The organism is Streptomyces sp. H39-C1 (assembly GCF_027158125.1).
In the GTDB taxonomy this organism is placed as follows: Bacteria; Actinomycetota; Actinomycetes; order Streptomycetales; family Streptomycetaceae; genus Actinacidiphila; species Actinacidiphila fildesensis.
The window spans coordinates 61,911-84,457 of sequence record NZ_JAPVLS010000033.1 but is presented as its reverse complement, the minus strand read 5'-3'; the positions used below and the strand labels follow the sequence as shown (position 1 = coordinate 84,457).

The following is a 22,547-nucleotide window of genomic DNA, read 5'->3' as shown; positions in this document are numbered from 1 at the left end:
CCGGACGGCCGGGCCCTACGCGTCGAACCAGCTCAGCAGTTCGGCCCGGTCCGCGTCCGTGAGCGGGTCGGGCGACCAGCGCGGGTTCCGGTCCTTGTCGACCAGCGCGGCCCGCACGCCCTCGATGAAGTCATGGGCGCGGGCGGTACGGCAGGCCAGCAGCAGCTCCCGGTCCAGACAGGCGCCGAGGTCGGAACCGGCGCCGCGCCGCAGCAGCTCGAAGGTGACGAACAGACTCGTCGGCGACATGCGCCGCAGTCCGGCCAGCGTGTCGGCCGCCCAGTCGCCGTCCTCCGCCGCCAGCCGTTCGAGGACCTCCGGCAGCTCGGGTGCGGAGAAGCAACGGTCGATGGCGTCGAGGTGCGCACCGATTTCGGAGGCCGGTGCCGCCACCGCGAAGCGGTCCAGTACCGCGGCCGGCTCACCGCCGCCGGTCAGCGCCTCCTCCAGCGCGGGCAGTTCACTGGAATGCACATAGTGCGTGGCGAGCGAGCAGCCGACCGCCGCCGCGCCCGCGATCCGGGCGCCCGTCAACCCCAGATACCGGCCGACGGAGCCGGGCAGCCGGGGCAGGAAGTGGCTCGCCCCGATGTCGGGGAAGAAGCCGATCGCGGTCTCGGGCATCGCCAGCGCCGCCCGCTCCGTCACCACCCGCGCCGTGCCGTGCACGGAGATCCCGAGGCCGCCGCCGAGCGCGAAACCGTCGATGAGCGCGGTGTACGGCTTGGGAAAGGCCGCGATCAGCGCGTTGAGCCCGTACTCCGCGGCGAAGTACTCCCGTACCGCCGCATGGTCACCGCGCAGGCTCGCCGCCCGGATCGTGCGGATGTCGCCGCCCGCGCAGAACGCCTTCGGCGAGGTGCTGCGGACGACGACCGACCGGACGCCGTCGTCCTCCCGCCACTCTTCGAGGGCCTCGGTCATCGCCCGGACCATGGTCAGGTCGAGCGCGTTGAGCGCCTCGGGCCGGTCCAGGGCGATGACGCCGGTGCCGTGGGCGACGTGCGTCTGCACGGGGAGGTACATGGTGCCGGTGCTCCGTGGGTTCTCCGCAGCCGCGTCGCCGCGCCCGCTTCTGGCATTCGTCGGTGATCCTCAGTCCACCCCGACAATACGCAGCACCAGCGCACCGCCGAGCAGGGTCACCAGGGCGGTGGCCACGTACAGGCCCGGATAGCCGCCGAAGTGGGCGACGATCGGCGCGGCCACGGCGGGGGCCAGCACCTGCGGTCCGGAATTGGCGATGTTGATGACGCCGAGGTCCTTCGCCCGGTCGGCGGCGGACGGCAGCACCTGGGTGATCAGCGCCTGGTCGACGGCGAGGTAGATGCCGAACCCGGCGCCCAGGACCGCGGCGGCGATCATCACCGCCGTCCAGGTGTGGGCGACCGCCAGCAGCAGCGCGGCCACCGCCATGATCACGCTGCACACGACCACGAACACCTTGCGTCTGCCGATGCGGTCCGACGCGATGCCCGCGGGGATCGCGGTGAGGGTCGCGGAGACGGTGTAGATGACGGTCAGCACCAGCACTCCGGTGTCCGGGTCCGGGTGGTGCACCTCGTCGGTGAGGTAGAAGAGCAGATAGAGCGTGCCCAGCGCGTTGCCGAGGTTGATCAGGAACCGGGTGAGCCAGGCCCAGCCGAAGTCCGGGTGGGCGCGCGGATCGACCCACAGGCCGCTCAGCAGCGCCCGCGGACGGAAGGCGGGGCGCAATGCGCGCGGCAGGACGGGGTCCCGGAAGCAGAGCACGTACGGCAGGGCCAGGGCGACGGCCAGCAGTGCCGTGAGCAGATAGCCGGGCCCGACGCCGGAGACGGCCGTGGTCACCAGCAGCGCGCCCAGCACCAGGCCGAGTGACTGCATGATCCCCGTCCAGCCGGAGACCGCGGCGCGCTGCCCGACCGGCACCTGGTCGGCCACCGGCGCCGTGACCCCGGCGAGCATCGCGTTCAGACCGCTCTGCGCCAGGCACCAGCCGGCGACGATGCCGGGCAGGGTGTGCTGCGCCGAGGTGATCAGCAGCCCGGCGGCGCCCGCGAGGGCGCCGCCCACGATCCATGGCCGGCGGCGGCCCCAGCGCCCGGTCGTACGGTCCGACAGCGCGCCGGCCAGCGGATTGACGACGACGGCGACCAGCGCGCCGGCGCCGGTCACCCACGCGAGGTTCGCCGCCTTGTGCGCCTCGTCGAGATGCTCCAGCTGCAGGGGCAGCAGGATCTGGATCGGGGTGAAGAACGCCATGAACACCGCGAGGCTGGCCAGGCTCAGCGCGGCGGTCCAGCCGGGCCGCACCCGGACGGTGGGTTCGTCGAGCGCGGCCGGCGGACGTGCGGTCACGGCGCGCATGAGCTCTCCTCAGTCCAGGGCAGAACATGAGTACTGCTCATGTTGGCGCGAGTGTAGCCACCCCACCCCGCGCCGCCAAGACTTCTCACCCGGCGCTGGATCCGGATCCGCTTCCAACGGCGGGTCCGGCGTCCCGGTGAGCCGCGATCAGGGAGCGGTACCAGGCGTAGGAGTCCTTGGGAGTGCGGACCTGGGTCTCGAAGTCGACGTGGACCAGCCCGAATCGTTGATGGAACCCTTCCGCCCATTCGAAGTTGTCGAGCAGGGACCAGGTGAAGTACCCGCGTACGTCCACCCCGAGGGCCACCGCGTCGGCCACCGCTCTGATGTGGCCGTCCAGATAGCCGATCCGCGCGGTGTCCGTGATCCGGCCGTCCACGAGTTCGTCGGTCTGGGAGCAGCCGTTCTCGGTGATGTACACCGGTGGCAGGGCGGCTCCGTAGCGCTCCTTCAGTCCGGTGAGGAGCTCGGTGAGGCCGTCGGGTACGACCGGCCAGTCGAAGGCGGTCCGCTCGTAGCCCTCGACCCGGGCCTCGGCGAAGGGCAGGGCGGGGTCGTCGGCCGGGGCCTGGATCCAGGTGGGGTTGTAGTAGTTGACGCCGAGGCCGTCGAGCGGTGCGGCGATGATCTCCAGGTCGCCGTCCAGGACCGCGCCGCCGAGGTCGGGGCCGACGCCATAGGCCGACAGGTCGGGGTAGCGGCCCAGGAACAGCGGGTCGTTGAAGAGGCCGTTGTGCAGCGCGTCGTACGCGGCGGCCGCGGCCCGGTCGGCGGCGGAGTCCCCCACTACGCGCACCGGCGTGCAGTTGTTGGCGATGAGGACCTCGGCGGCGCCGCGCTCGCGCAGCGCCGCGACCGCCAGCCCGTGGCCGAGCAGCTGGTGGTGGGCGGCCGGCAGGGCGTCCAGCATCAGGGCGCGGCCGGGCGCGTGGACGCCCAAGGCGTAGCCGAACACCATGTGCACAAAGGGTTCGTTGAGGGTGATCCAGCGCCGGACGCGGTCACTGAGTCGGTCGGCCACCACTCCCGCATACTCGGCGAACCGTTCGGCGGTGGCGCGCTCGAGCCAGCCGCCCTCGTCCTCCAGGGCCTGCGGCAGGTCCCAGTGGAAGAGGGTGGGGGTGGGCGCGATGCCGGCGGCGAGCAGTTCGTCGACGAGCCGGTCGTAGAAGTCCAGCCCCGCCGCGCTCGCCGGACCCTTGCCCGACGGCTGGACGCGCGGCCAGGCGACGGAGAAGCGGTACGCGTCCAGCCCGAGGTCCTTCATCAGGGCAACGTCCTGCGGATAGCGGTGGTAGTGGTCGCAGGCCACCGCTCCGGTGTGGCCGTCGCGGACCGTGCCGGGGCGCGCGGTGAACGTGTCCCAGACGGACGGCCCCCTGCCGCCCTCGGCGACGGCCCCCTCGACCTGGTAGGAGGCGGTGGAGACGCCCCAGACGAACGATTCGGGAAGCTGCGGGCGCTGCGGTGTCGACGGGTCCGGCACTGGCTCACTCCTTGACGGGACGGGAACGGGCACGAGATGGCAGATGGCATGACCTGGCGCATGGCGCATGGCGCATGGCGCATGGCGCATGGCGCAGGACGAACGCAGAACATGAGCAATGCTCACGATAGCGGGTCGCCGATCGCGGACGGGATCCGGCAGAGTGGCCCCATGCAGGAACAGACACAGAACGCCGCCCCCGTCGCCGAACCGGCCGCCGGACCGGCCGCGGGCTCCACCACCGGACCCGCCTCCGCCGCCGTCCGCCGCAGTCCGGTGCAGCGGCGCAGCGCCGAGCGCGTCGAGCGCATCCTCAGCGCGTGCGCCGTCCTGCTGGACGAGGTCGGCTACACCGCGCTGACCACCAAGGAGGTGGCCCGCCGGGCGGAGGTGCCGATCGGCACCCTCTACCAGTTCTTCCCCGGCAAGGACGGGCTGCTCGGCGCGCTCGCCACTCGCAATCTGGAGCGCTACACCGACCGCCTGTCCCGGCGGATCGCGGCCGAGTCCCCCCACGACATCGCCACCCTGGTGGATCTCGCCGTCGAGGAGTTCGTCGCGATGCGGCGCGCGGTGCCGGGATTCGGGGTCGTCGACTTCGGCGCCGTGGGCCGCGAGGAACCCACCGCCCGGCATCTGCTCGACACCGAGATCGACAACAACACCGCGGTCGCCGACCGGCTGTGGGCCCTCACCGGCGGGCTGCTGGACCCCGCCGCCTCGCGGCTGGCCGGCCGCGTCGCCCTGGAGTGCGCCGACGCCGTCCTGCGGCTGGCCTTCCGTACCGACCCGGACGGCGACCCGGCGCTGATCGCCGAGTGCAAGCGGGTGCTGCGCCGCTATCTCGGCAGTCGGACGGATTGAGTCCGCACCGGGCACGTCGCAGGCCGCGCTGCTAGGGTCGGCGTGAGCCGTGACTGGCGCTTGGATGGGACCGACCATCGGGGAGCGGCTCCGTCTCCTGACGATGTGCTGCCGCGCGCCTGGGCCCTTCCCTTCTCGTTCCGGAGGCCCCGCATGGCCGCAGAACCGTCGTCCTTCAGCATCAAGCCCGGCGAATCGACCGAATCCACCGCCTTCCGCAGCGCGCTGGATGTCATCCGGGCCGTCGAGCCGCGCGTCGCGGACGCCATCGGCGCCGAGATCGAGGACCAGCGCGCCCAGCTCAAGCTCATCGCCAGCGAGAACTACGCCTCCCCGGCAGTCCTGCTGACCATGGGCAACTGGTTCAGCGACAAGTACGCCGAGGGCACGGTCGGCCGCCGCTTCTACGCCGGCTGCCGCAATGTCGACACCGTCGAGGCGCTCGCCGCCGAACACGCCCGCGAGTTGTTCGGCGCGACGCACGCCTACGTGCAGCCGCATTCCGGCATCGACGCCAACCTGGTCGCCTTCTGGTCCGTGCTCGCCCAGCGGGTGGAGAGCCCGGCACTGGAGCGGGCCCAGGTCAAGCACGTCAACGACCTGAGTGAGCAGGACTGGGCGGCGCTGCGCCGCGAGCTCGGGGACCAGCGGATGCTCGGCATGGCACTCGACGCGGGCGGCCACCTCACCCACGGCTTCCGCCCCAACATCTCGGGCAAGATGTTCGACCAGCGCAGCTACGGCACCGATCCGAAGACCGGCCTGCTGGACTACACCGCGCTGCGCGAGACCGCGCGCGAGTTCCGCCCGCTCATCCTGGTCGCCGGCTACTCCGCCTATCCGCGGCTGGTCAACTTCCGCATCATGCGGGAGATCGCCGAGGAGGTCGGCGCGACGCTGATGGTCGACATGGCGCACTTCGCCGGCCTGGTCGCGGGCAAGGTGCTCACCGGCGACTTCGACCCGGTGCCGCACGCCAACATCGTCACGACCACCACCCACAAGTCGCTGCGCGGGCCGCGCGGCGGCATGGTCCTGTGCGACGCCGAACTGGCCGAGCACGTCGACCGCGGCTGCCCCATGGTGCTCGGCGGTCCGCTGCCGCACGTGATGGCCGCCAAGGCGGTGGCGCTGGCCGAGGCGCGCCGGCCCGACTTCCGCGACTACGCCCGGCGCATCGTCGACAACGCGTCCGCGCTGGCCGAGGGGCTGCTGCGGCGCGGAGCCTCCCTCGTCACCGGCGGCACCGACAACCACCTGGTGCTCGCCGACGTCTCCGGCTACGGACTCACCGGCCGCCAGGCCGAGGCCGCGCTGCTGGACGCCGGCATCGTCACCAACCGCAACTCGGTCCCGCAGGACCGGAACGGCGCCTGGTACACGTCCGGGGTCCGCATCGGCACCCCGGCGCTCACCACCCGCGGGCTCGGTGTGCAGGAGATGGACGAGATCGCGGGCCTGATCGACACGGTGCTGGCCAACACCCGCCCCGGCACCACCGCGAGCGGCGCTCCGTCGAAGGCGAGTCATGTGCTCGACCCCTCCGTGGCGGACCAGGTCGCGGGGCGCTCCGCCGACCTGCTGGCCGGGTTCCCGCTCTACCCGGGCGTCGACCTGAGTCAGAGCTGAGTCAGAGCTGAACCCAGACCTGACGCACGGAGGCCCGCCCCCTGGAATCCGGGGGGCGGGCCTCCTCTTCAGCTCATTCACTTCACCGCGTTGCCGCCGTGATCACCGGAGCCGTCCCACCTGCCGTCGGGCTAGCGGAACTTCCGGCTGATCGCGTTGTAGACGCCCTGCGCCTCGGGTCCCAGATGCGGACCGGCCAGCCAGGTGTCGTTGGACGGGCCGATCGACGTGTTCGACACCAGGGCCGTCTTGCCGTTCGGCATGGTGGTGAACCAGCCGCCGCCCGAGGAACCACCGGTCATCGTGCAGCCGACCCGGTACTCGGTCGGCATGCTCGCGCCCATCGACAGCCGGCCGGGCTTGCCGATGCAGTCGAACATCCGCGCACCGTCGTACGGCGGCGCCTGCGGGTAGCCCCAGGCACCGATGCCGCTGAACAGCGTGGGCGACGGGGCGCCGAACCACACCGGCAGGGACGCGCCGACGGTCTCCTGCAGGGACTTGCCGCCGCCGTTCTCCGGCTTGACGTGCAGCACCGCGAAGTCGTACGGCGAACCGCCGCCGCCGGAGTGGGTGCCGGTGGCGATCCACTGCGAGGAGGTCTGCGCCCAGTCGGCCCACCATGCGCCGTACGGAGTGACGTTGCGCTGCGGGGAGCTGTCGACGCGGGAGGCGGACAGCCCGTTGTCGTTGTACGACGGGACGAAGATGAGGTTGCGGTACCAGCCGCCCCGGGAGCCGCTGTGAACGCAGTGGCCGGCGGTCCAGACGAGGTTCGACTTGCCCGGGTGCGCCGGGTCGTCGACGACGGTGCCGGAACAGACCTTGGGGCCGTCGGGGCTGTCGAAGAAGATCTTGCCGACCGGTGCCGCGTGCTGGTGGTACGGGCGGGCGACCTCCTTGGCCGCCACCGGGCGCGGAGCGGGGTCGGTGGTCCCCTGGTCCGAGCCGAAGTTCGACTGGACGGTGTTCTGGTTCTCCTTCGCCCCGGACATCCGGGCCGGCTTCCACAGGTCCTTGATGACCGGGTTGGCGAAGTCGGCCGCCTCACGCGCCCACTTGTCCCAGTTCTTCCAGTCGCCCTGCTTCCACTTCTCCAGGTCCTTGATGCTGGTGGGCAGACCGTTCGGAAGTTTGGCGTCGGAACCGGGGTCGGCCTTGGCCGAGGTACTGGCAGCCGCGGTCGGCTTCGCCGCCGCGTCGCTGTCGTCCGGGCCGCAGGCGGTGGCGGTGAGCGCGAGCAGCGCGGTCACCGCCGCCGCGGCTCGGGCGGACCGTCGAATGAATGGCATTGAGTTGTTCCCCCATGTACGTGCAGGTACGTGCTTTTTGTACGTTTCTTGTCATGCCCCCATCCGGGGCGGCCTCCACTATGCCGTTTCCCCGACGGAGTTGGATCACCGGCCCCTCGTTGTCGCAGAACCGTTTCATGGCACGGACGGGATCTTCACGCCCCATAGACCGGCTGCGGGGACTCGGCGTCGGCCAGCAGCTTCAGAGCGGTCTCGCCGGCCTCCGCCGGGGTCCACCGGGCGCCCTTGTCGGCCGTCGGTCCCGGCCGCCAGCCCTCCATGACGGTGATCCGGCCCGCTTCGGTCTCGAAGACCCGGCCGGTGACGGCGGCCGAGGCCACGGAGCCGAGCCAGACCACCAACGGGGAGACGTTCTCCGGCGCCATGGCGTCGAAGGCGTCATCCCCTGGCGCGGCCATGGTGTCGGCGAACGTCCGCTCGGTCATCCGGGTACGGGCGGCGGGCGCGATGGCGTTGACGCGGACGCCGTACCGGGCCATCTCGGCGGAGGCGACGAGCGTCAGGCCGATGATCCCGGCCTTGGCCGCCGAGTAGTTGCCCTGCCCGACGCTGCCCAGCAACCCTGCCCCGGAGCTGGTGTTGATCACCCGTGCATCGGGGGTGCGGCCGGCTTTGGCCTCGGCACGCCAGTGCGCGGCGGCATGCTTCAGCGGCAGGAAATGACCCTTGAGATGGACGCGCATCACCGCGTCCCAGTCGTCCTCGTCGAGATTGACGAGCATCCGGTCGCGCAGGAACCCCGCGTTGTTGACGAGGGTGTCGAGCCGGCCGAACGTGTCGAGCGCGGTGTCGACCAGGGCGGCGGCCCCGGCCGAGGTGGCGATGTCGTCGCCGTTGGCGACCGCCTCGCCGCCCAGCGCGCGGATCTCGTCGACGACCTGCTGGGCCGGACCCCCCGAGCCCCCGGCACCGTCCAGCCCGACCCCGAGGTCGTTGACGACGACTCGCGCGCCCTCGGCGGCGAAGGCGAGCGCATGCGCGCGGCCGAGACCGCGCCCCGCACCGGTGACGACGGCGACCCGGCCCTCGCAGATTCCGGCTTCGGTCATGTCAGCTCTCCTTGTTCGCGGTTGACGGGGATGGTGACGATGACGATGGCGGTGACGATGTCGCCATGTCCTGATCGCGGTTGACGGTGGCGGCGTCGAGGAAGGCCGGGCGCTCGCCGCCACCGTGCACGAGCAGGCTCGCCCCGGTGATGTACGCGGCGCGCTCCGAAGAGAGGAAGACACAGGCGTCGCCGACCTCACAGGGCTCGGCCAGCCGCCCGGCGGGCACGGTCCGGCCGACGGCCGCGATACCGGCGTCGTCCCCGTAGTGCAGATGGGACAACTCCGTGCGGACCATGCCGAGGACCAGGGTGTTGACGCGTACGGCCGGGGCCCATTCGACGGCCATGGAGCGCGCGAGGCTGTCCAGCCCCGCTTTGGCGGCGCCGTACGCGGCGGTCCCGGGTGACGGCCGGCCGCCGCTGACGCTGCCGATCATGAGGATCGAGCCGCCGGTCTCCTGATCGCGCATCACCTCGTAGGCGGCCAGTGACGCGGTCAGCGGGGTGGTGAGGTTGAGTTCGAGGACCCGGGCGTGCCGGGCGGCGCCGCCGTCGGCGAGCAGCCGGAACGGCGTCCCGCCGGCGTTGTTGACCAGGGTGTCGAGCCGCCCGCAGTCGTCCTTCACCCGCGCGAAGAACGCGTCGACGGAGCCGGGGTCCCGCAGGTCGAGGGGGACGAAGCGGGCCGTGCGGCCGTCCGCCGTGACGGGTTCGTCAGGGGGGCGGCGCGCGCAGACCACCACCTCGGCGCCCGCCTCCAGGAAGGCGCGGGCGATCCCCGCACCGACGCCTCTCGTGCCGCCGGTGACGACGACGACGCGTCCGGACAGATCGACGGTGACCGTCAACTGGCACCTCCCGCAGCGCTCGATCCGCTGCTACCTTCTACCTAACAAATGTTTGGTGGAAAGGTAGCTGATCCTCATCATGGGTGTCTCCACCTCGGCCCCGCAAGACGGAATCGCCGTCATCACCGTCGACTTCCCGCCCGTCAACGCCCTCCCCGTACAAGGGTGGTTCGACCTGGCCGACGCGCTGCGCGCGGCCGGCGCCGATCCGGCCGTCCGCTGTGTCGTGCTCACCGCCGCGGGCCGCGGCTTCAACGCGGGCGTCGACATCAAGGAGATGCAGCGCACCCCCGGACACCAGGCGCTGATCGGCGCCAACCGCGGCTGCGCCGACGCGTTCGGCGCCGTCTACGACTGCGAGGTACCGGTCATCGCCGCCGTGCACGGCTTCTGCCTGGGCGGCGGCATCGGCCTGGTGGGCAACGCCGACGCCATCGTGGCCAGCGACGACGCGACGTTCGGGCTGCCGGAGCTGGACCGCGGGGCGCTCGGAGCCGCCACCCACCTCTCCCGGCTCGTCCCCCAGCACCTCATGCGCGCCCTGTACTTCACCTCCCGCACCGCCACCGCCCAGGAGCTCCACCGGCACGGCTCGGTGTGGGAGGTCGTGCCCCGCGAGAAGGTGCTGGACGCCGCGCTCGCGCTGGCGCGCGAAATGGCGGCCAAGGACGGCGAGTTGCTGCGGCTGGCCAAGGCCGCGATCAACGGTATCGACCCGGTGGACGTCCGCCGCAGCTACCGCTTCGAGCAGGGCTTCACCTTCGAGGCCAACCTCAGCGGACTCGCCGACCGGCACCGGGACGCGTTCGTGTCGACGAAGTCGGCGAAGTCTGCTGAACCGGCGAAGTCTGCTGAACCGGCGAAGGCCACCACCCCCGGGCAACCGGTGAAGGAGGAGCGGTGAGTACGGACAAGACCATGACCGCCGACCAGGTCGTCGGCCGGCTGGGGAGCGGGATGACCCTCGGCATCGGCGGCTGGGGGTCACGCCGCAAGCCGATGGCCCTGATCCGGGCGCTGCTCCGCTCGGACGTCACGGACCTGACCGTGGTCTCCTACGGCGGCCCCGACGTCGGACTGCTGGCCGCGGCCGGCAAGATCCGCAAACTGGTCGCCGCCTTCACCACCCTGGACTCGATCCCGCTGGAACCGCACTTCCGGGCCGCCCGCGAGAGCGCCGCCTTCGAGATGACGGAGCTGGACGAGGCGATGTTCATGTGGGGGCTGACCGCCGCCGTCCACCGGCTGCCCTTCATGCCGATCCGGGCCGGGCTCGGCTCGGACCTGATGCGGGTCAACCCCGGCCTGCGGACCGTCGTCTCCCCGTACGAGGACGGCGAGGAACTGGTGGCCGTGCCCGCCCTCCGGCTCGACGCGGCGCTCGTCCACCTGAACCGGGCCGACGCGTTCGGCAACGGCCAGTACCTGGGCCCCGACCCGTACTTCGACGACCTGTTCTGCGAGGCGGCCGACACCGCGTACGTCAGCTGCGAACGCATCGTCGACAGCGCCGAGCTCCTGCAGGCAGGCGCGCCCCAGACACTGCTGGTGAAGCGGCACTCGGTCACCGGGGTCGTCGAGACCCCGAACGGCGCCCACTTCACGTCCTGCGCCCCGGACTACGACCGGGACGAGGCGTTCCAGAGCGCGTACGCCAAGGCCGCCGCCGACCCAGCGGCATGGCGGGAGTTCACCGACCGCTTCCTGTCCGGCGACGAGGACACCTACCAGGCCGCCGTGGCGGCGTTCGCGAAGGAGGGCGCATGAACGCGAAGGACACTTCAGGCGTGACCCGCGCCGAGTACTGCGTGGTGGCGTGTGCTGAAGCCTGGCGCGGGGACGGTGAGATCCTCGCCAGCCCGATGGGCACCGTGCCGGCGATCGGCGCCCGGCTGGCGAAGCTCACCTTCTCGCCCGATCTGCTGCTCACCGACGGCGAGGCGATGCTGATCGGCGACGTCCCGGCGATCGGGGGCGCGTCGGAGCTGATCGAGGGCTGGCTGCCGTACCGCCAGCACCTGGCGATGGTCACCGGTGGCAAACGGCACGTAATGATGGGCGCCAGCCAGGTGGACCGGTTCGGCAATCAGAACATCTCCTGCATCGGCGACTGGGAACAGCCCAAGCGCCAGCTGCTGGGCTCCCGGGGCGCACCCGTCAACACCCTCAACAATCCGACCAGTTACTGGGTGCCGAGGCATTCCTCCCGGGTCTTCGTCGCGCGGGTCGACATGGTCAGCGGCGTCGGCTACGACCGCGCGGCGACGGCCGGGAAGACCGCGACCCGGTTCCACGAGATCCGCCGGGTCGTCTCCGACCTCGCCGTCTTCGACTTCGACACCCCGGACCGGTCGATGCGGATCCGCTCCCTGCACCCGGGGGTAACGGCGGAACAGGTGCAGGACGCCACCGGCTTCCCGCTCGTGATCCCCGCCGACGTCCCGTTCACCCGTGAGCCGACGGACGCCGAACTGCGGCTGATCCGCGAGGTGATCGACCCCCGGGGCCTGCGGGACCGCGAGGTACGGGCATGAGCGGGCCGCCCGACGGGACCCCCGCGTCGTTCGACACCCCGGCCTCGTTCGAGACCCCGCTGACCAAGCTCGTCGGAGTGCGGTACCCGATCGTGCAGACCGGGATGGGCTGGGTGGCGGGCCCCCGGCTGGTGTCCGCCACCGCGAACGCGGGGGCGCTGGGCATTCTCGCCTCCGCCACCATGACGACGGAGCAACTGCGCGCTGCCGTGAAAGAGGTCCGGTCGCGGACCGACGCACCGTTCGGCGTCAATCTGCGGGCGGACGCGGGCGACGCCGCCGAGCGGGTCGGCATCCTCATCGAGGAGGGCGTGCGGGTCGCGTCCTTCGCCCTGGCGCCGTCCCGGGACCTGATCGCCCGCCTCAAGGACGCGGGCGTGGTCGTCATCCCGTCCATCGGCGCCCGCCGCCACGCGGAGAAGGTCGAGGCGTGGGGCGCCGACGCCGTTCTGGTGCAGGGCGGCGAGGGCGGTGGCCACACCGGCAACGTCGCGACGACGGTGCTGCTCCCGCAGGTCGTGGACGCCGTCGGCATCCCCGTCATCGCGGCCGGCGGCTTCTTCGACGGCCGCGGGCTGGTCGCCGCCCTGGCGTACGGGGCGGCCGGGATCGCGATGGGCACCCGCTTCCTGCTCACCTCCGACAGCACGGTCCCGGCCGCGGTCAAGGCCCGCTATCTGGCGGCGTCGGTCAAGGACGTCACCGTCACCACCAAGGTCGACGGCCTGCCGCACCGGATGCTGCGCTCGGAACTCGTCGACGCCCTGGAACGCTCGGGCCGGCCCGCCGCCCTGCTGCGCGCCCTGCGGCACGCGGCCGGGCTCAAGCACGATTCCGGGCTCGGCTGGCGGCAGATGGTCCGCGATGGTCTCGCGATGAAGCACGGCAAGGAGCTGACCTGGAGCCAGGTGCTGCTGGCCGCCAACACCCCGATGATGCTCAAGGCGTCGATGGTCGAGGGCCGCACTGACCTCGGGGTGATGGCCTCGGGCCAGGTCGCGGGCCTGATCGAGGACCTGCCGTCGTGCGCGGAGCTCGTCGGCCGGATCATGACGGAGGCCTGGGCGGCGCTCGGCGCGCTGCCCCGGGAGCCGGTGCGGTAAGCCCCCGCAGCCCGGTCGTCAGGCGCCCTGGGCCAGCCAGTCGTCGATCTCCGCCCGCAGCCGCGCCTTGGTCCCGTCCGGCGCGAAGGAGGCGTCCACTCCGGCGCGGGCCAGTTCGGCCAGCACCTCGTCGTCGTAGCCGAAGGCGTCACGGACGAGCTCGTACTCGCGCGCCAGTGACACGTTGATCATCGACGGGATGTCGGTGCTGAGCGTGACGAACAGCCCGGCCGCGCGCATCCGCTCCAGCGGGTGCGCGCGCAGCGACGCCGCGAAGCCGAGGGCGACGTTCGACGACGGGCACACCTCCAGCGGGATCCGCCGCTCCCGCACCTCGGCGACGAGTGCCTCGTCGTCCAGGATCCGGATGCCGTGTCCGATCCGCTCGGCTCCCCCGATGTCCAGGGCCGCACGGATGCTCTCCGGCCCACAGGCCTCTCCCGCGTGGTGCACGATGTGCAGCCCGGCCTTGCGGGCGGCGACGAAGACTTCCGCGAACGGTTCGACGGGGTGCGCCTCGTCCCCCGCGACCCCGATGCCCACCACGCCGGCCCCGGCGTGGCGCTCGGCGAGCTCCAGGGTGCGCCAGGCGCGCTCCACCGACCGGCGGCGGGAGTGGTCGAGCAGCACCCGGCACTCGATGCCGAACGTTTCCTGGCCCGCCGCCAGCCCTTCCAGCACGCTCACCAGCGGCATGTCGAGATCGCCGAGCCGTTCGCCGTGGCCGGCGGCGGTGAAGGACACCTCGGCGTAGCGGGTGCCGTTGGCCGCCTCGTCCTCGCAGAACTCGTAGGCGATCCGGTGGAAGTCCGCCGGCCGGCGGAGGCAGGACCGGACCAGGTCGTTCTGCGCGAAGAAGTCCGCGAAGCTCTCGAAGGCGTGTCCGCCGTCCACCAGATGCGCGGGGATCTCCACCCCGTTCGCGGCCCCGATCTCCGCCAGGGTCTGCCACCGCACGGTGCTTTCCAGGTGGACGTGCAGGTGGGCCTTGGGAAGCGCGCGCAGATCACGCGTCGTGGCGGGAGTCGACGTCATACCGGGAAGCCTGCCACCGGGTGTGGGAGCCGTCGAACGAATTGCCCCGCCGTTCCAGGACCGGCCCTACAACCGCTCAATGATGGTGACGTTGGCCTGGCCGCCGCCCTCGCACATGGTCTGCAGGCCGTACCGGCCGCCGGTGCGCTCCAGTTCGTGCAGCAGCGTCGTCATCAGCTTGGTGCCGGTGGCCCCGAGCGGGTGACCCAGCGCGATGGCGCCGCCGTTGACGTTGACCTTTCCGGGGTCGGTGCCGGTCTCCTTGAGCCAGGCGAGCACGACGGGGGCGAACGCCTCGTTGATCTCGACCAGGTCGATGTCGTCCATGGACAGCCCGGTCTTCTTCAGCGCGTACGCCGTCGCGGGGATCGGCGCGGACAGCATCCGGATCGGGTCCTCGCCGCGGCAGGACAGATGGTGGATCCGGGCCCGCGGCGTCAGGCCGTGCTCGGCGACCGCGCGCTCGGAGGCGATCAGCATCGCCGAGGCCCCGTCGGAGACCTGCGAGGAGACGGCGGCGGTGATCCTGCCGCCCTCCACCACCGGTTTGAGGGCGGCCATCTTCTCCAGGCTGGTGTCCCGGCGCGGTCCCTCGTCGGTGGTCACAGCGCCGTACGCGACGATCTCGCGGTCGAACCGTCCCTCGTCGATGGCGCGCAGCGCCCGCTGGTGGGAGCGCAGCGCGAGCTCCTCCATCGCCTCACGGGTGATGCCCCACTTGTCGGCGATCAGTTCGGCGCCGTGGAACTGGTTGACGGGCTGGTCGCCGTAGCGGGCCCGCCAGCCCTCCGAGCCGGCGAACGGGCCCTCGGTGAGGCCGAGCGGGTCGGCGGCCTGCCGGCTGGCGAAGGCGATGGGGATCATCGACATGTTCTGGGTACCGCCCGCGACCACCAGGTCGCTGGTGCCGGAGAGCACCGCCTGGGCGGCGAAGTGCACGGCCTGCTGGGAGGAGCCGCACTGCCGGTCGACGGTCACCCCGGGCACCTCCTCGGGAAGGCCCGCCGCCAGCCACGCCGTCCTGGCGATGTCGCCGGCCTGCGGGCCGACGGTGTCCAGGCAGCCGAACACCACGTCCTCGACCGCCGCCGGGTCGGCTCCCGAACGCTCCATGAGCGCCTTGAGGACATGCGCGCCGAGGTCGGCGGGGTGCACGGCGGACAGTCCGCCCTTGCGCCTGCCGATCGGGGTGCGGACCGCTTCGACGATGTAGGCCTCGGCCATGACTACTCCTCGGTGTCCTTCACGAATGTCGCTTCGTCCATGTCGGTTGTCGATGCCGGTCGTCCATGCCGGTTGTTCGGCTCAGCTCCGGACGGCCACGCCGTCCAGCACCATCGACAGGTACTGCCGGGCGATCTCCTCCGGGCTGTGCTGTCCGCCCGGCCGGTACCAGGAGGCCGCGACCCAGACGGTGTCGCGGACGAACCGGTAGGTGAGCCGGACGTCGAGGTCGGCGCGGAAGACTCCGGCGGCCACCCCGCGCTCCAGCGTCCCCAGCCAGGCCCGTTCGAACTTCACCTGCGAGTCGGCGAGATAGCCGAAGCGCGGCTGGGCGGCCAGGTGCCTGGCTTCCTTCTGGTAGATCGCCACCGCCGCCCGGTGCCGGTCGATCTCCTTGAAGGACTGCGTGACCAGGGCCTCGATGGTCTCCCTGGGCCCGAGGCCGGCGGCCAGCACCTCGTCGTACCCGGCCCACAGTTCGTTGAGGAAGGTCGAGAGGATCTCGTCGACCATCGATTCCTTGGAGTCGAAGTGGTAGTAGAGGCTGCCCGCGAGCATTCCCGCCTCGTCGGCGATGCGCCGGACGGTCGTCGCGTTGTAGCCCTGCGCGGCGAACACCTCGGCCGCGGTCGCCAGGAGTTCGCCGCGGCGCTCGGGGGCGGCGGTCATCGTCGTCTTCTTGCTGCTCTTGCTGCTCTGGCTGCTTTTCGGCACCGGGTCATTCTCGCCTCACGCGTGCTGGCTGCTGGCCGACACGGTCTCGCCGGTCAGGTACGAGGAGTAGCCGCTGGCCAGGAAGACGATCACGTTGGCGATCTCCCACGGTTCTGCGTACCGCCCGTAGGCTTCCCGCTCGGTCAGTTCGGCGAGCAGCTCGGGGGTGGTGACCTTCGCCAGGTGCGGGTGCATGGCCAGGCTGGGCGAGACCGCGTTGACCCTGACCCCGTAGGCGGCCGCCTCGACGGCGGCGCAGCGGGTGAGCGCCATGACGCCCGCCTTGGCGGCGGCGTAGTGCGCCTGCCCCGCCTGGGCGCGCCAGCCGACCACGGAGGCGTTGTTGACGATGACGCCGCCGCTGCCGGCCCGCCGCATCCGGCGGAGTGCGGCACGGGTGCAGCGGAACGTGCCGCCGAGAGTGACGTCGAGGACCTTGGACCACTGCTCGTCCGTCATGTCGACGAGCTCGGTGGTCCCGCCGAGCCCCGCGTTGTTGACGAGGATGTCGAGCCGTCCGTGCCGCTCCTCGGCGAGGTCGAACAGCGCGGTGACGTCGTCCTCGCTGGTGACGTCGCAGGCCACGCCCGCCACCCGGTCCGCGCCGAACTCCGCCGCCAGCGCCTCGGCGGACTCCTTGATCCGGCGGGGGTGCGCGTCGCCGATGACGATGCTCGCGCCCTCCTCCAGCAGTCGGCGCGCGGTGGCGCCGCCGATACCGGCGCCCGCCGCCGCGGTGACGACGGCGGTGCGCCCGGCCAGGAGGTCGTGCCCCTGCGGATACGGGGGCGGGGTACCCAGGTTCGCGGTCATACGCGGAACTCCTCCTCGACGGCTGACGGGGCGTACGTTAATCTACCAAACACTTGTTAGGGAAGGCTCGTAGGGGAGGACGGAATCCGATGGACCTCGACTTCACGCCCGGGGAGGACACGTTCCGGGCCGAGGCCCGCGCCTGGCTCGCCGCGCACGTCCCCGCCACCGCGCTGCCCTCCCTGGAGACCGCCGAGGGCTTCGCCGCCCACCGCGATTGGGAGCGCGAGCTGTCCGGCGCCCGCTGGTCGGTGGTGTCCTGGCCCGAGGAGTACGGCGGCCGGGGCGCCTCGATCCTGCGCTGGCTGGTGTTCGAGGAGGAGTACTACGCCGCGAACGCGCCCGGCCGGGTCAGCCAGAACGGCATCAACCTGCTCGCCCCGACCCTCTTCGAGCACGGCACCGACGAGCAGCGCGCCCGCATCCTGCCCGCCATGGCGAGCGGCGCGACCATCTGGGCGCAGGCCTGGTCGGAACCGGAAGCGGGCAGCGACCTGGCCTCGCTGCGCTCCACCGCTACCCGCGCCGACGGCGGCTGGCTGCTGAACGGACAGAAGACCTGGTCGTCCCGCGCCGCCTTCGCCGACCGCGCGTTCGGCCTCTTCCGCAGCGACCCGGCGGCGGACCGGCCGCACCGCGGTCTGACGTACCTGATGTTCGCCCTGGACGCGCCGGGCGTGACGGTACGGCCCATCGGACGCCTCGACGGCAAGCCCGCCTTCGCCGAGCTCTTCCTGGACGACGTCTTCGTCCCCGACGAGGACATCATCGGCGCCCCCGGCCAGGGCTGGCGGGTCGCGATGAGCACGGCGGGCAACGAGCGCGGCCTCACCCTGCGCAGCCCCGGCCGCTTCCTGGCCGCCGCCGACCGTCTGACCGCGCTGTGGCGCGAGCGGGCGGACCCGCACGACACGGCGCTGCGCGACCGGGTCGCCGACGCGGTGATCGGCGCCCGCGCCTACCGGCTCTTCACCTTCACCAACGCCTCCCGTCTCGCGGAGGGCGGGGACATCGGCGCCGAGTCCAGCCTCAACAAGGTCTTCTGGTCGGAACTCGACATCAGGCTGCACGAAACCGCCCTCGACCTGCTCGGCTCCGACGGCGAACTCGCCGACGGGGACGACGGCGGCGGCTGGGCGGAGGGCTACGTCTTCTCGCTCGCCGGGCCGATCTACGCCGGAACCAACGAGATCCAGCGCGACATCATCGCCGAGCGGCTGCTCGGCCTCCCGAAGGGACGCCGGTGATGCGGTTCCTGCTCGACGCCGAACAGACCGCCTTCGTCCGCACCCTGGACCAGCTGCTGGCCGCGGCGGACACCCCGGCCGTCGTCCGCGCCTGGTCGGCGGGCGACCACGGCCCGGGCCGCGCCCTGTGGGAACGTCTCGCCGGGACCGGCGTCTTCGCCCTGGCGGTCCCCGAGGAGTACGACGGCCTCGGACCGCTCCCCGTCGAACTCGCCGCGGCATTCGTGGAGCTGGGCCGGCACGCGGTGCCGGGGCCGCTGGCCGAGACCATCGCCGTCTGCGCCCTCCTGCGGGGACTCGGGGACCGCGGTCCGGCGAAGGAATGGCTGCCGCGCATCGCCTCCGGCGAGGTGCTCGTGACGCTGGCGCCGGCCGGCTCGTACGCCCTGGACGCGGATGCCGCTGACGCGGTCTTCCATGTCGTGGCGGACGGCCTCGCGCTCGCGACCGGCCACGGGCCGGTCCGCGCCTCGCTCGACCCCGCCCGCCGGCTCGCCCGCCCCACGGGGGGCGAACCGCTCATGTCCGGCCCGGCCGTACGGGACGCCGTGCGCGAGGCGGCCGACTGGGCCTCCTTCGCGACCGCCGCCCAGTCCCTGGGCACCGGCCTCGCCCTGGTGGAACAGACGGTGGCCTACGTAAAGCAGCGCACCCAGTTCGGCACCGCCATCGGTGGCTTCCAGGCCGTCAAGCACCAGCTCGCGAACGCCCTCCTCGGTCTGGAGTTCGCCCGCCCGCTCCTTTACGGGGCGGCGGTGGCACTGGCCGGCGGCTCGCCGGGCGCGGGCCGCGACATCGCCGCCGCCAAGGTCGCCTGCGGCGAAGCCGCCTATGCGGCGGCCCGCACCGCGCTCCAGCTGCACGGGGCGATCGGCTACACGGCCGAGTACGACCTTTCGTTGTGGATCGGCAAGGCGACCGCGCTGCGCACGGCGTGGGGCACGCCGGCCGAGTGTCGGGCGCGGGTGCTTGCGGGGTAGCCGGGTGCGTCCTGGGTACCGGGGCCGGGCTCTCCGGCGCAGGGGTTCGAAATCGACTATTTACGGGCCTGGCGGCCCACAAATAGCTCGGCAGCATTTCGAACCCCTACGCCTCCGATCCCGGCCCCCTCGCCGCCGTTCGAACGCTTGGGCGCCATTGCCCGCCCCCCACTGCGTCTGCTGTGATCCTCCGGTTGCAACTCGTGACCAACCCGATTGACCAGGGGGCTATATGAGGCTGCGTCAGCTGTTCGTTTCACTGGTGGCGGGAGCCTTACTGCTCTCCACCGCCGGTGCCGCCGCTGCCACCACCACCGAGCCGGCGAACGCCGGCACCGCACGGACCGAGTGCTCGGCGTCCCTCTTCGAAGGAGACCCACGGCTCGGCCCGGAGGTGCTGCCCACCAGGGGCGCCGTCGGGAACGAGCTGTTCCTGTACCAGCGCACGGGCGGGCTCTCCGAGCAGGCGTTCCTGTCGACGTACAACACCGGCACCAGTTGGATCTACCCGCCCCAGAACGGCTACGTCATCGGCCCCGACGGCCGGCCCGTCGAGTGGCAGCAGACCCTGCTCCCCGGCCAGGACATCGACCGGTTCGGCAGTGAGTACGGCTCCTTCCTCGCACCCGAGGGCCTGCCGTACGCCAACCGCTCCATCCCGCCGCAGAGCCTGGACGGCACTCCCGCGGCCGGTTGCAACTACCACGACTACCGCGTCCTCAAGCCCTTCACCGTGGACGCGGGACCGATCGCACCCTGGTTCGCACAGCCCGGCTACGGCCTCCAGTACCAGCTGGACGCGACCCTCGTGCCCGGCTCCCCGACCGCTCTCAACGTCATGTGGCTGGTGGCCAACGGCTATTTGCAGCGGCTTGTCTAGGGCCCACAAAAAGGACGATCGCCGAGAGTGATGATACGGAACCGACGGTAGTCGCAAGCACGCTGTACAGGAGCGTTCCGGCGTGGACAGATGTCGCGCAGGCGGAAATCGGAAGATCCAGTGGCGGCCTCCAAGGCCGTTACCGGTGATTCACGCTCAGTGACCGCTGCCGCGATGAACTCAGCAGATGGCCCCGCCGGGCACCATCAGCTGCCTACCGGGCGGTACTCCGCGACGGTGGTCCGGAAGAAAGCGATCCGGCTGGGAGGACCGTAGGGGCCTGAGAGGGGCCATACTGGGGGTAATGACGAAATCAGCCGTGACCCGCCGCCACCTGCCCGCCAGCCCCTTCCGGATTCCGGTCGCCCCTCCCGTCGAGAACTTCGAGGTGGGTGACCGGGTAACGCATGACGTCTATGGACTCGGCCGAATCATCGGTGTCGAGGACGAGGTCGCCGTGCTTGCCGACTTCGGATCCCGCCAGGTACGGATCATCAAGCCGTACTCGAAGGTAACGAAGCTCTGAGGTTCCTGGCCGCGCCCCCGCAAGGACGCGGCCAGGATTCTCCCCGCCCGCCGCCCTGAGCCCAAGGGACCTCAGGGCCGGCTCGAAACTCCGGCATGCCCGCGCCCGGCGCGAGACGCCGGCCAGTATCCCGGCTCCGGTCCACCGGGCCGCCGCACCATCTCTTCATGCTCCAACTCCCCACCGTTCAGACGTGTTCCCAGCCCGTGAAGTTCCCCGGCTCCGGCACGAATCTCATGACTTTCGCGGCCCGGGGGTCGGTTCAGCGCGCCAGTGAGGCCCCGTCGCCCATGGCGATCACCGGGTGGCTCCGCGGGTCGAGGGCGCGCAGCAGGTCGACCATGTGTGCTGCGGACAGGCTGACGCAGCCGTGCGTCGGGCCGCCGTGGTCGACGTGGATCCAGATGCCGCCGCCGCGGCTTTTGCCCAGCGGCTGTCTGCTGTCCAGCGGGGACGCACCCGGCACGCGGTTGTAGTCGATGGCGACGACGTAGTCGAAGGACCCGCCCAGCGCCTCGCCGCGGAATCCGGTGCCGCCCGCGGTGAAGCCCTGGGAGCGGTGGTACGGCAGTCCGCTGCCCGGGTCGGGCTTGAAGCCGCCGGCGTCGCTGAGCGTGAAGACCCCTACGGGGCTGTGCAGATCGCCCTCCTGGTGTGTGCCGGTCCAGCCGCGCAGGGCGTTGTGCGCGGGCCAGGCGGCTCCCGCCCGCCAGCGGCCGTCGGCGGCCCGGGTCCACAGGGTGACGGTGGAGTCGGAGGAGTCCTTCGCCCGGCCCGAGGCGAGCAGTACCTGGTGGGAGGCGGTGGGGATCGCCGCGAGGGTGGCGGGGCCAAGACCGGGGATCCGGTCGGTCGCGTGGCCGGCGGGCGCGTTGTCCTGGGCGGCGTCGGCCACGGTCGCCGACGGGGGCCCTGCGCCGGTCCTGACGACGGCGGGGACCGAGGCCGCCCGGTCCTGCGACCGCGGGCCGATGAGGGGGTCGATCGGGCCGATGGAACCGAACCCGAACCAGGCCGCTGCGGTGGCCAGCGACAACACCGTCGTCACCCCGGCCAGGGCGGCCGTCCGGCCGGAAGCGCGACGCCGGGACCGGTGCCGCGCGCGGTGGCGGCCATGGCTGGTTCGCGTTTCGGGCACTGTGACGGGCCTCATGGGCAGCGATACTCGCAAAGTCCGGGCCCGCTGGGGGCCTCCGGGCCGACATCCGTCCCAGATGTCCTGACCCGTCCCTCACACATCCGGGAGGGGAACTGATGAACAATCGCACGATGGACGAGACCTCCCCGTACGACAGTGCCCTGCCCGACGACCGCGACCGCGACCCGTCAGGGCGGGCCCGCAACGCCCGGCCACGCGACGGACTCGGCCGGCCCCTGCCGTACGGGGCGCCCGGCGTGGAGCGGCAGCCCGAGGGCGTGCCGCGCTCCCCCGGGCAGTCGCTGGCCGAGGCGCAGCGACTGCTCGACGCGGGGCTGCCGTTCCACGCCCATGAGGTGCTGGAGGACGCGTGGAAGGCGGCCGACGAGCCGCAGCGGGCGCTGTGGCGCGCCCTGGCACAGCTCGCCGTGGGGCTCACCCACGCGCTGCGGGGCAACGCGTCGGGCGCGGCGACCCTGTTGCGCAGGGGCGCTGACGGCATCGAGCCGTACCGGGACGCCGCGCCGTACGGGATCGACATCGCGGGCCTCGTCGGCTGGGCCCGCGAGCTGGCGGACCGTCCCGGTGCGGCGCAGGGCGCCCCGGCTCCGCGGCTGGTGGTGGAAGAAGGCGTGTAACGCGTTTGGACGCCCGGCCCAAGTACAGATGTAAGACATCGCTCATCTGTTCAAGGAGTCGCCCGTGCAAGCGAAGCATTCGATACCGCCACCTGGCCGCGCTGCCGGCTCTTCTCAGAACGCTCACACAGCGCTCTCACAGGACTCTCACACTGGCTCGGGATGATCAGGTCAA

The 22,547-nt window shown here is 71.9% G+C and carries 22 protein-coding genes and 1 riboswitch; of the genes, 11 read left to right on the top strand and 11 right to left on the bottom strand.

Features of this window, described 5'->3' with window-relative positions; genetic code table 11:
• Nucleotides 1–15: 15 nt before the first annotated feature.
• From O3W51_RS22445 to O3W51_RS22435, 3 genes are all read right to left on the bottom strand, one after another.
• Complete coding sequence (locus O3W51_RS22445) at nt 16–1,026, bottom strand: enoyl-CoA hydratase/isomerase family protein (protein ID WP_138354186.1); 1,011 nt, start codon at nt 1,024–1,026, stop codon at nt 16–18.
• A gap of 69 nt (nt 1,027–1,095) precedes the next feature.
• Nucleotides 1,096–2,349 (bottom strand): MFS transporter, encoded by a 1,254-nt coding sequence (locus O3W51_RS22440; RefSeq protein WP_138354187.1) that lies wholly within the window; start codon nt 2,347–2,349, stop codon nt 1,096–1,098.
• Between the two features lie 85 nt (nt 2,350–2,434).
• Nucleotides 2,435–3,835 carry a GH1 family beta-glucosidase gene (locus O3W51_RS22435; protein WP_244809603.1) on the bottom strand — a complete coding sequence of 467 codons (1,401 nt, stop codon included), beginning with the start codon at nt 3,833–3,835 and terminating at the stop codon, nt 2,435–2,437.
• Between the two features lie 171 nt (nt 3,836–4,006).
• Between O3W51_RS22435 and O3W51_RS22430 the strand changes: the two genes are divergently transcribed.
• Both O3W51_RS22430 and O3W51_RS22425 read left to right on the top strand, forming a co-directional pair.
• A complete protein-coding gene (locus O3W51_RS22430) occupies nt 4,007–4,699 on the top strand; it encodes a TetR/AcrR family transcriptional regulator (RefSeq protein ID WP_138354189.1) in 693 nt (230 codons plus the stop codon).
• Nucleotides 4,700–4,738: 39 nt separating this feature from the next.
• Nucleotides 4,739–4,831, top strand: a riboswitch (ZMP/ZTP riboswitch).
• A 21-nt stretch (nt 4,832–4,852) separates the two neighbouring features.
• On the top strand, nt 4,853–6,328 hold the full coding sequence (locus O3W51_RS22425; protein WP_138354190.1) for a glycine hydroxymethyltransferase: 1,476 nt from the start codon (nt 4,853–4,855) through the stop codon (nt 6,326–6,328).
• A 131-nt stretch (nt 6,329–6,459) separates the two neighbouring features.
• Here the strand turns inward: O3W51_RS22425 and O3W51_RS22420 are convergent, their stop codons facing one another.
• The 3 genes from O3W51_RS22420 to O3W51_RS22410 form a co-directional block, all read right to left on the bottom strand.
• Nucleotides 6,460–7,620: a trypsin-like serine peptidase gene (locus O3W51_RS22420; protein ID WP_138354191.1), complete on the bottom strand. Its 1,161-nt coding sequence runs from the start codon at nt 7,618–7,620 to the stop codon at nt 6,460–6,462.
• 155 nt (nt 7,621–7,775) lie between these two features.
• Nucleotides 7,776–8,690, bottom strand: coding sequence for an SDR family oxidoreductase (locus O3W51_RS22415; protein ID WP_138354192.1), 915 nt, complete (start codon nt 8,688–8,690; stop codon nt 7,776–7,778).
• Nucleotide 8,691: 1 nt separating this feature from the next.
• Nucleotides 8,692–9,540: an SDR family oxidoreductase gene (locus tag O3W51_RS22410; RefSeq protein WP_138354193.1), complete on the bottom strand. Its 849-nt coding sequence runs from the start codon at nt 9,538–9,540 to the stop codon at nt 8,692–8,694.
• Nucleotides 9,541–9,619: 79 nt separating this feature from the next.
• On the opposite strand from O3W51_RS22410, the gene O3W51_RS22405 reads away from it, so the two are divergent.
• The 4 genes from O3W51_RS22405 to O3W51_RS22390 are packed head-to-tail and all read left to right on the top strand — an operon-like array spanning nt 9,620 to nt 13,177.
• A complete protein-coding gene (locus O3W51_RS22405; RefSeq protein ID WP_138354194.1) occupies nt 9,620–10,444 on the top strand; it encodes an enoyl-CoA hydratase family protein in 825 nt (274 codons plus the stop codon).
• A gap of 14 nt (nt 10,445–10,458) precedes the next feature.
• On the top strand, nt 10,459–11,307 hold the full coding sequence (locus tag O3W51_RS22400; protein ID WP_138354247.1) for a CoA transferase subunit A: 849 nt from the start codon (nt 10,459–10,461) through the stop codon (nt 11,305–11,307).
• Nucleotides 11,304–12,074, top strand: coding sequence for a CoA-transferase subunit beta (locus tag O3W51_RS22395; RefSeq protein WP_138354195.1), 771 nt, complete (start codon nt 11,304–11,306; stop codon nt 12,072–12,074). Before O3W51_RS22400 ends, O3W51_RS22395 begins: the two co-directional genes overlap by 4 nt.
• Nucleotides 12,071–13,177 (top strand): NAD(P)H-dependent flavin oxidoreductase, encoded by a 1,107-nt coding sequence (locus tag O3W51_RS22390; protein ID WP_138354196.1) that lies wholly within the window; start codon nt 12,071–12,073, stop codon nt 13,175–13,177. The genes O3W51_RS22395 and O3W51_RS22390 overlap by 4 nt, the downstream gene beginning before the upstream one ends.
• A gap of 18 nt (nt 13,178–13,195) precedes the next feature.
• Here O3W51_RS22390 and add read toward each other — a convergent pair whose 3' ends face one another.
• The 4 genes from add to O3W51_RS22370 all read right to left on the bottom strand — a co-directional run bounded on the left by add (nt 13,196) and on the right by O3W51_RS22370 (nt 16,963).
• Nucleotides 13,196–14,212 (bottom strand): adenosine deaminase, encoded by a 1,017-nt coding sequence (add, locus tag O3W51_RS22385; protein ID WP_138354197.1) that lies wholly within the window; start codon nt 14,210–14,212, stop codon nt 13,196–13,198.
• 66 nt (nt 14,213–14,278) lie between these two features.
• The gene (locus O3W51_RS22380; RefSeq protein ID WP_138354198.1) at nt 14,279–15,436 is read right to left on the bottom strand and encodes an acetyl-CoA C-acetyltransferase; all 1,158 of its coding nucleotides are present in this window, start codon (nt 15,434–15,436) and stop codon (nt 14,279–14,281) included.
• Nucleotides 15,437–15,517: 81 nt separating this feature from the next.
• Nucleotides 15,518–16,105 carry a TetR/AcrR family transcriptional regulator gene (locus tag O3W51_RS22375; RefSeq protein ID WP_138354248.1) on the bottom strand — a complete coding sequence of 196 codons (588 nt, stop codon included), beginning with the start codon at nt 16,103–16,105 and terminating at the stop codon, nt 15,518–15,520.
• Between the two features lie 60 nt (nt 16,106–16,165).
• The gene (locus O3W51_RS22370; RefSeq protein WP_138354199.1) at nt 16,166–16,963 is read right to left on the bottom strand and encodes an SDR family oxidoreductase; all 798 of its coding nucleotides are present in this window, start codon (nt 16,961–16,963) and stop codon (nt 16,166–16,168) included.
• Nucleotides 16,964–17,052: 89 nt separating this feature from the next.
• Between O3W51_RS22370 and O3W51_RS22365 the strand changes: the two genes are divergently transcribed.
• The 4 genes from O3W51_RS22365 (at nt 17,053) to O3W51_RS22350 (ending at nt 20,596) form a co-directional block, all read left to right on the top strand.
• Entirely contained in the window at nt 17,053–18,210 is a 1,158-nt protein-coding gene (locus O3W51_RS22365) for an acyl-CoA dehydrogenase family protein (protein WP_138354200.1), read from the top strand.
• Nucleotides 18,210–19,190, top strand: a complete 981-nt coding sequence (locus O3W51_RS22360) for an acyl-CoA dehydrogenase family protein (RefSeq protein ID WP_138354201.1) — start codon at nt 18,210–18,212, stop codon at nt 19,188–19,190. The genes O3W51_RS22365 and O3W51_RS22360 overlap by 1 nt, the downstream gene beginning before the upstream one ends.
• Nucleotides 19,191–19,452: 262 nt before the next feature.
• Nucleotides 19,453–20,070, top strand: coding sequence for a TNT domain-containing protein (locus O3W51_RS22355; protein WP_198357600.1), 618 nt, complete (start codon nt 19,453–19,455; stop codon nt 20,068–20,070).
• A 304-nt stretch (nt 20,071–20,374) separates the two neighbouring features.
• On the top strand, nt 20,375–20,596 hold the full coding sequence (locus tag O3W51_RS22350; RefSeq protein WP_138354203.1) for a hypothetical protein: 222 nt from the start codon (nt 20,375–20,377) through the stop codon (nt 20,594–20,596).
• Between the two features lie 262 nt (nt 20,597–20,858).
• Here O3W51_RS22350 and O3W51_RS22345 read toward each other — a convergent pair whose 3' ends face one another.
• A complete protein-coding gene (locus tag O3W51_RS22345; protein ID WP_232485174.1) occupies nt 20,859–21,653 on the bottom strand; it encodes a L,D-transpeptidase family protein in 795 nt (264 codons plus the stop codon).
• A 197-nt stretch (nt 21,654–21,850) separates the two neighbouring features.
• On the opposite strand from O3W51_RS22345, the gene O3W51_RS22340 reads away from it, so the two are divergent.
• Entirely contained in the window at nt 21,851–22,372 is a 522-nt protein-coding gene (locus O3W51_RS22340; protein WP_198357601.1) for a DUF309 domain-containing protein, read from the top strand.
• Nucleotides 22,373–22,547: the final 175 nt, after the last annotated feature.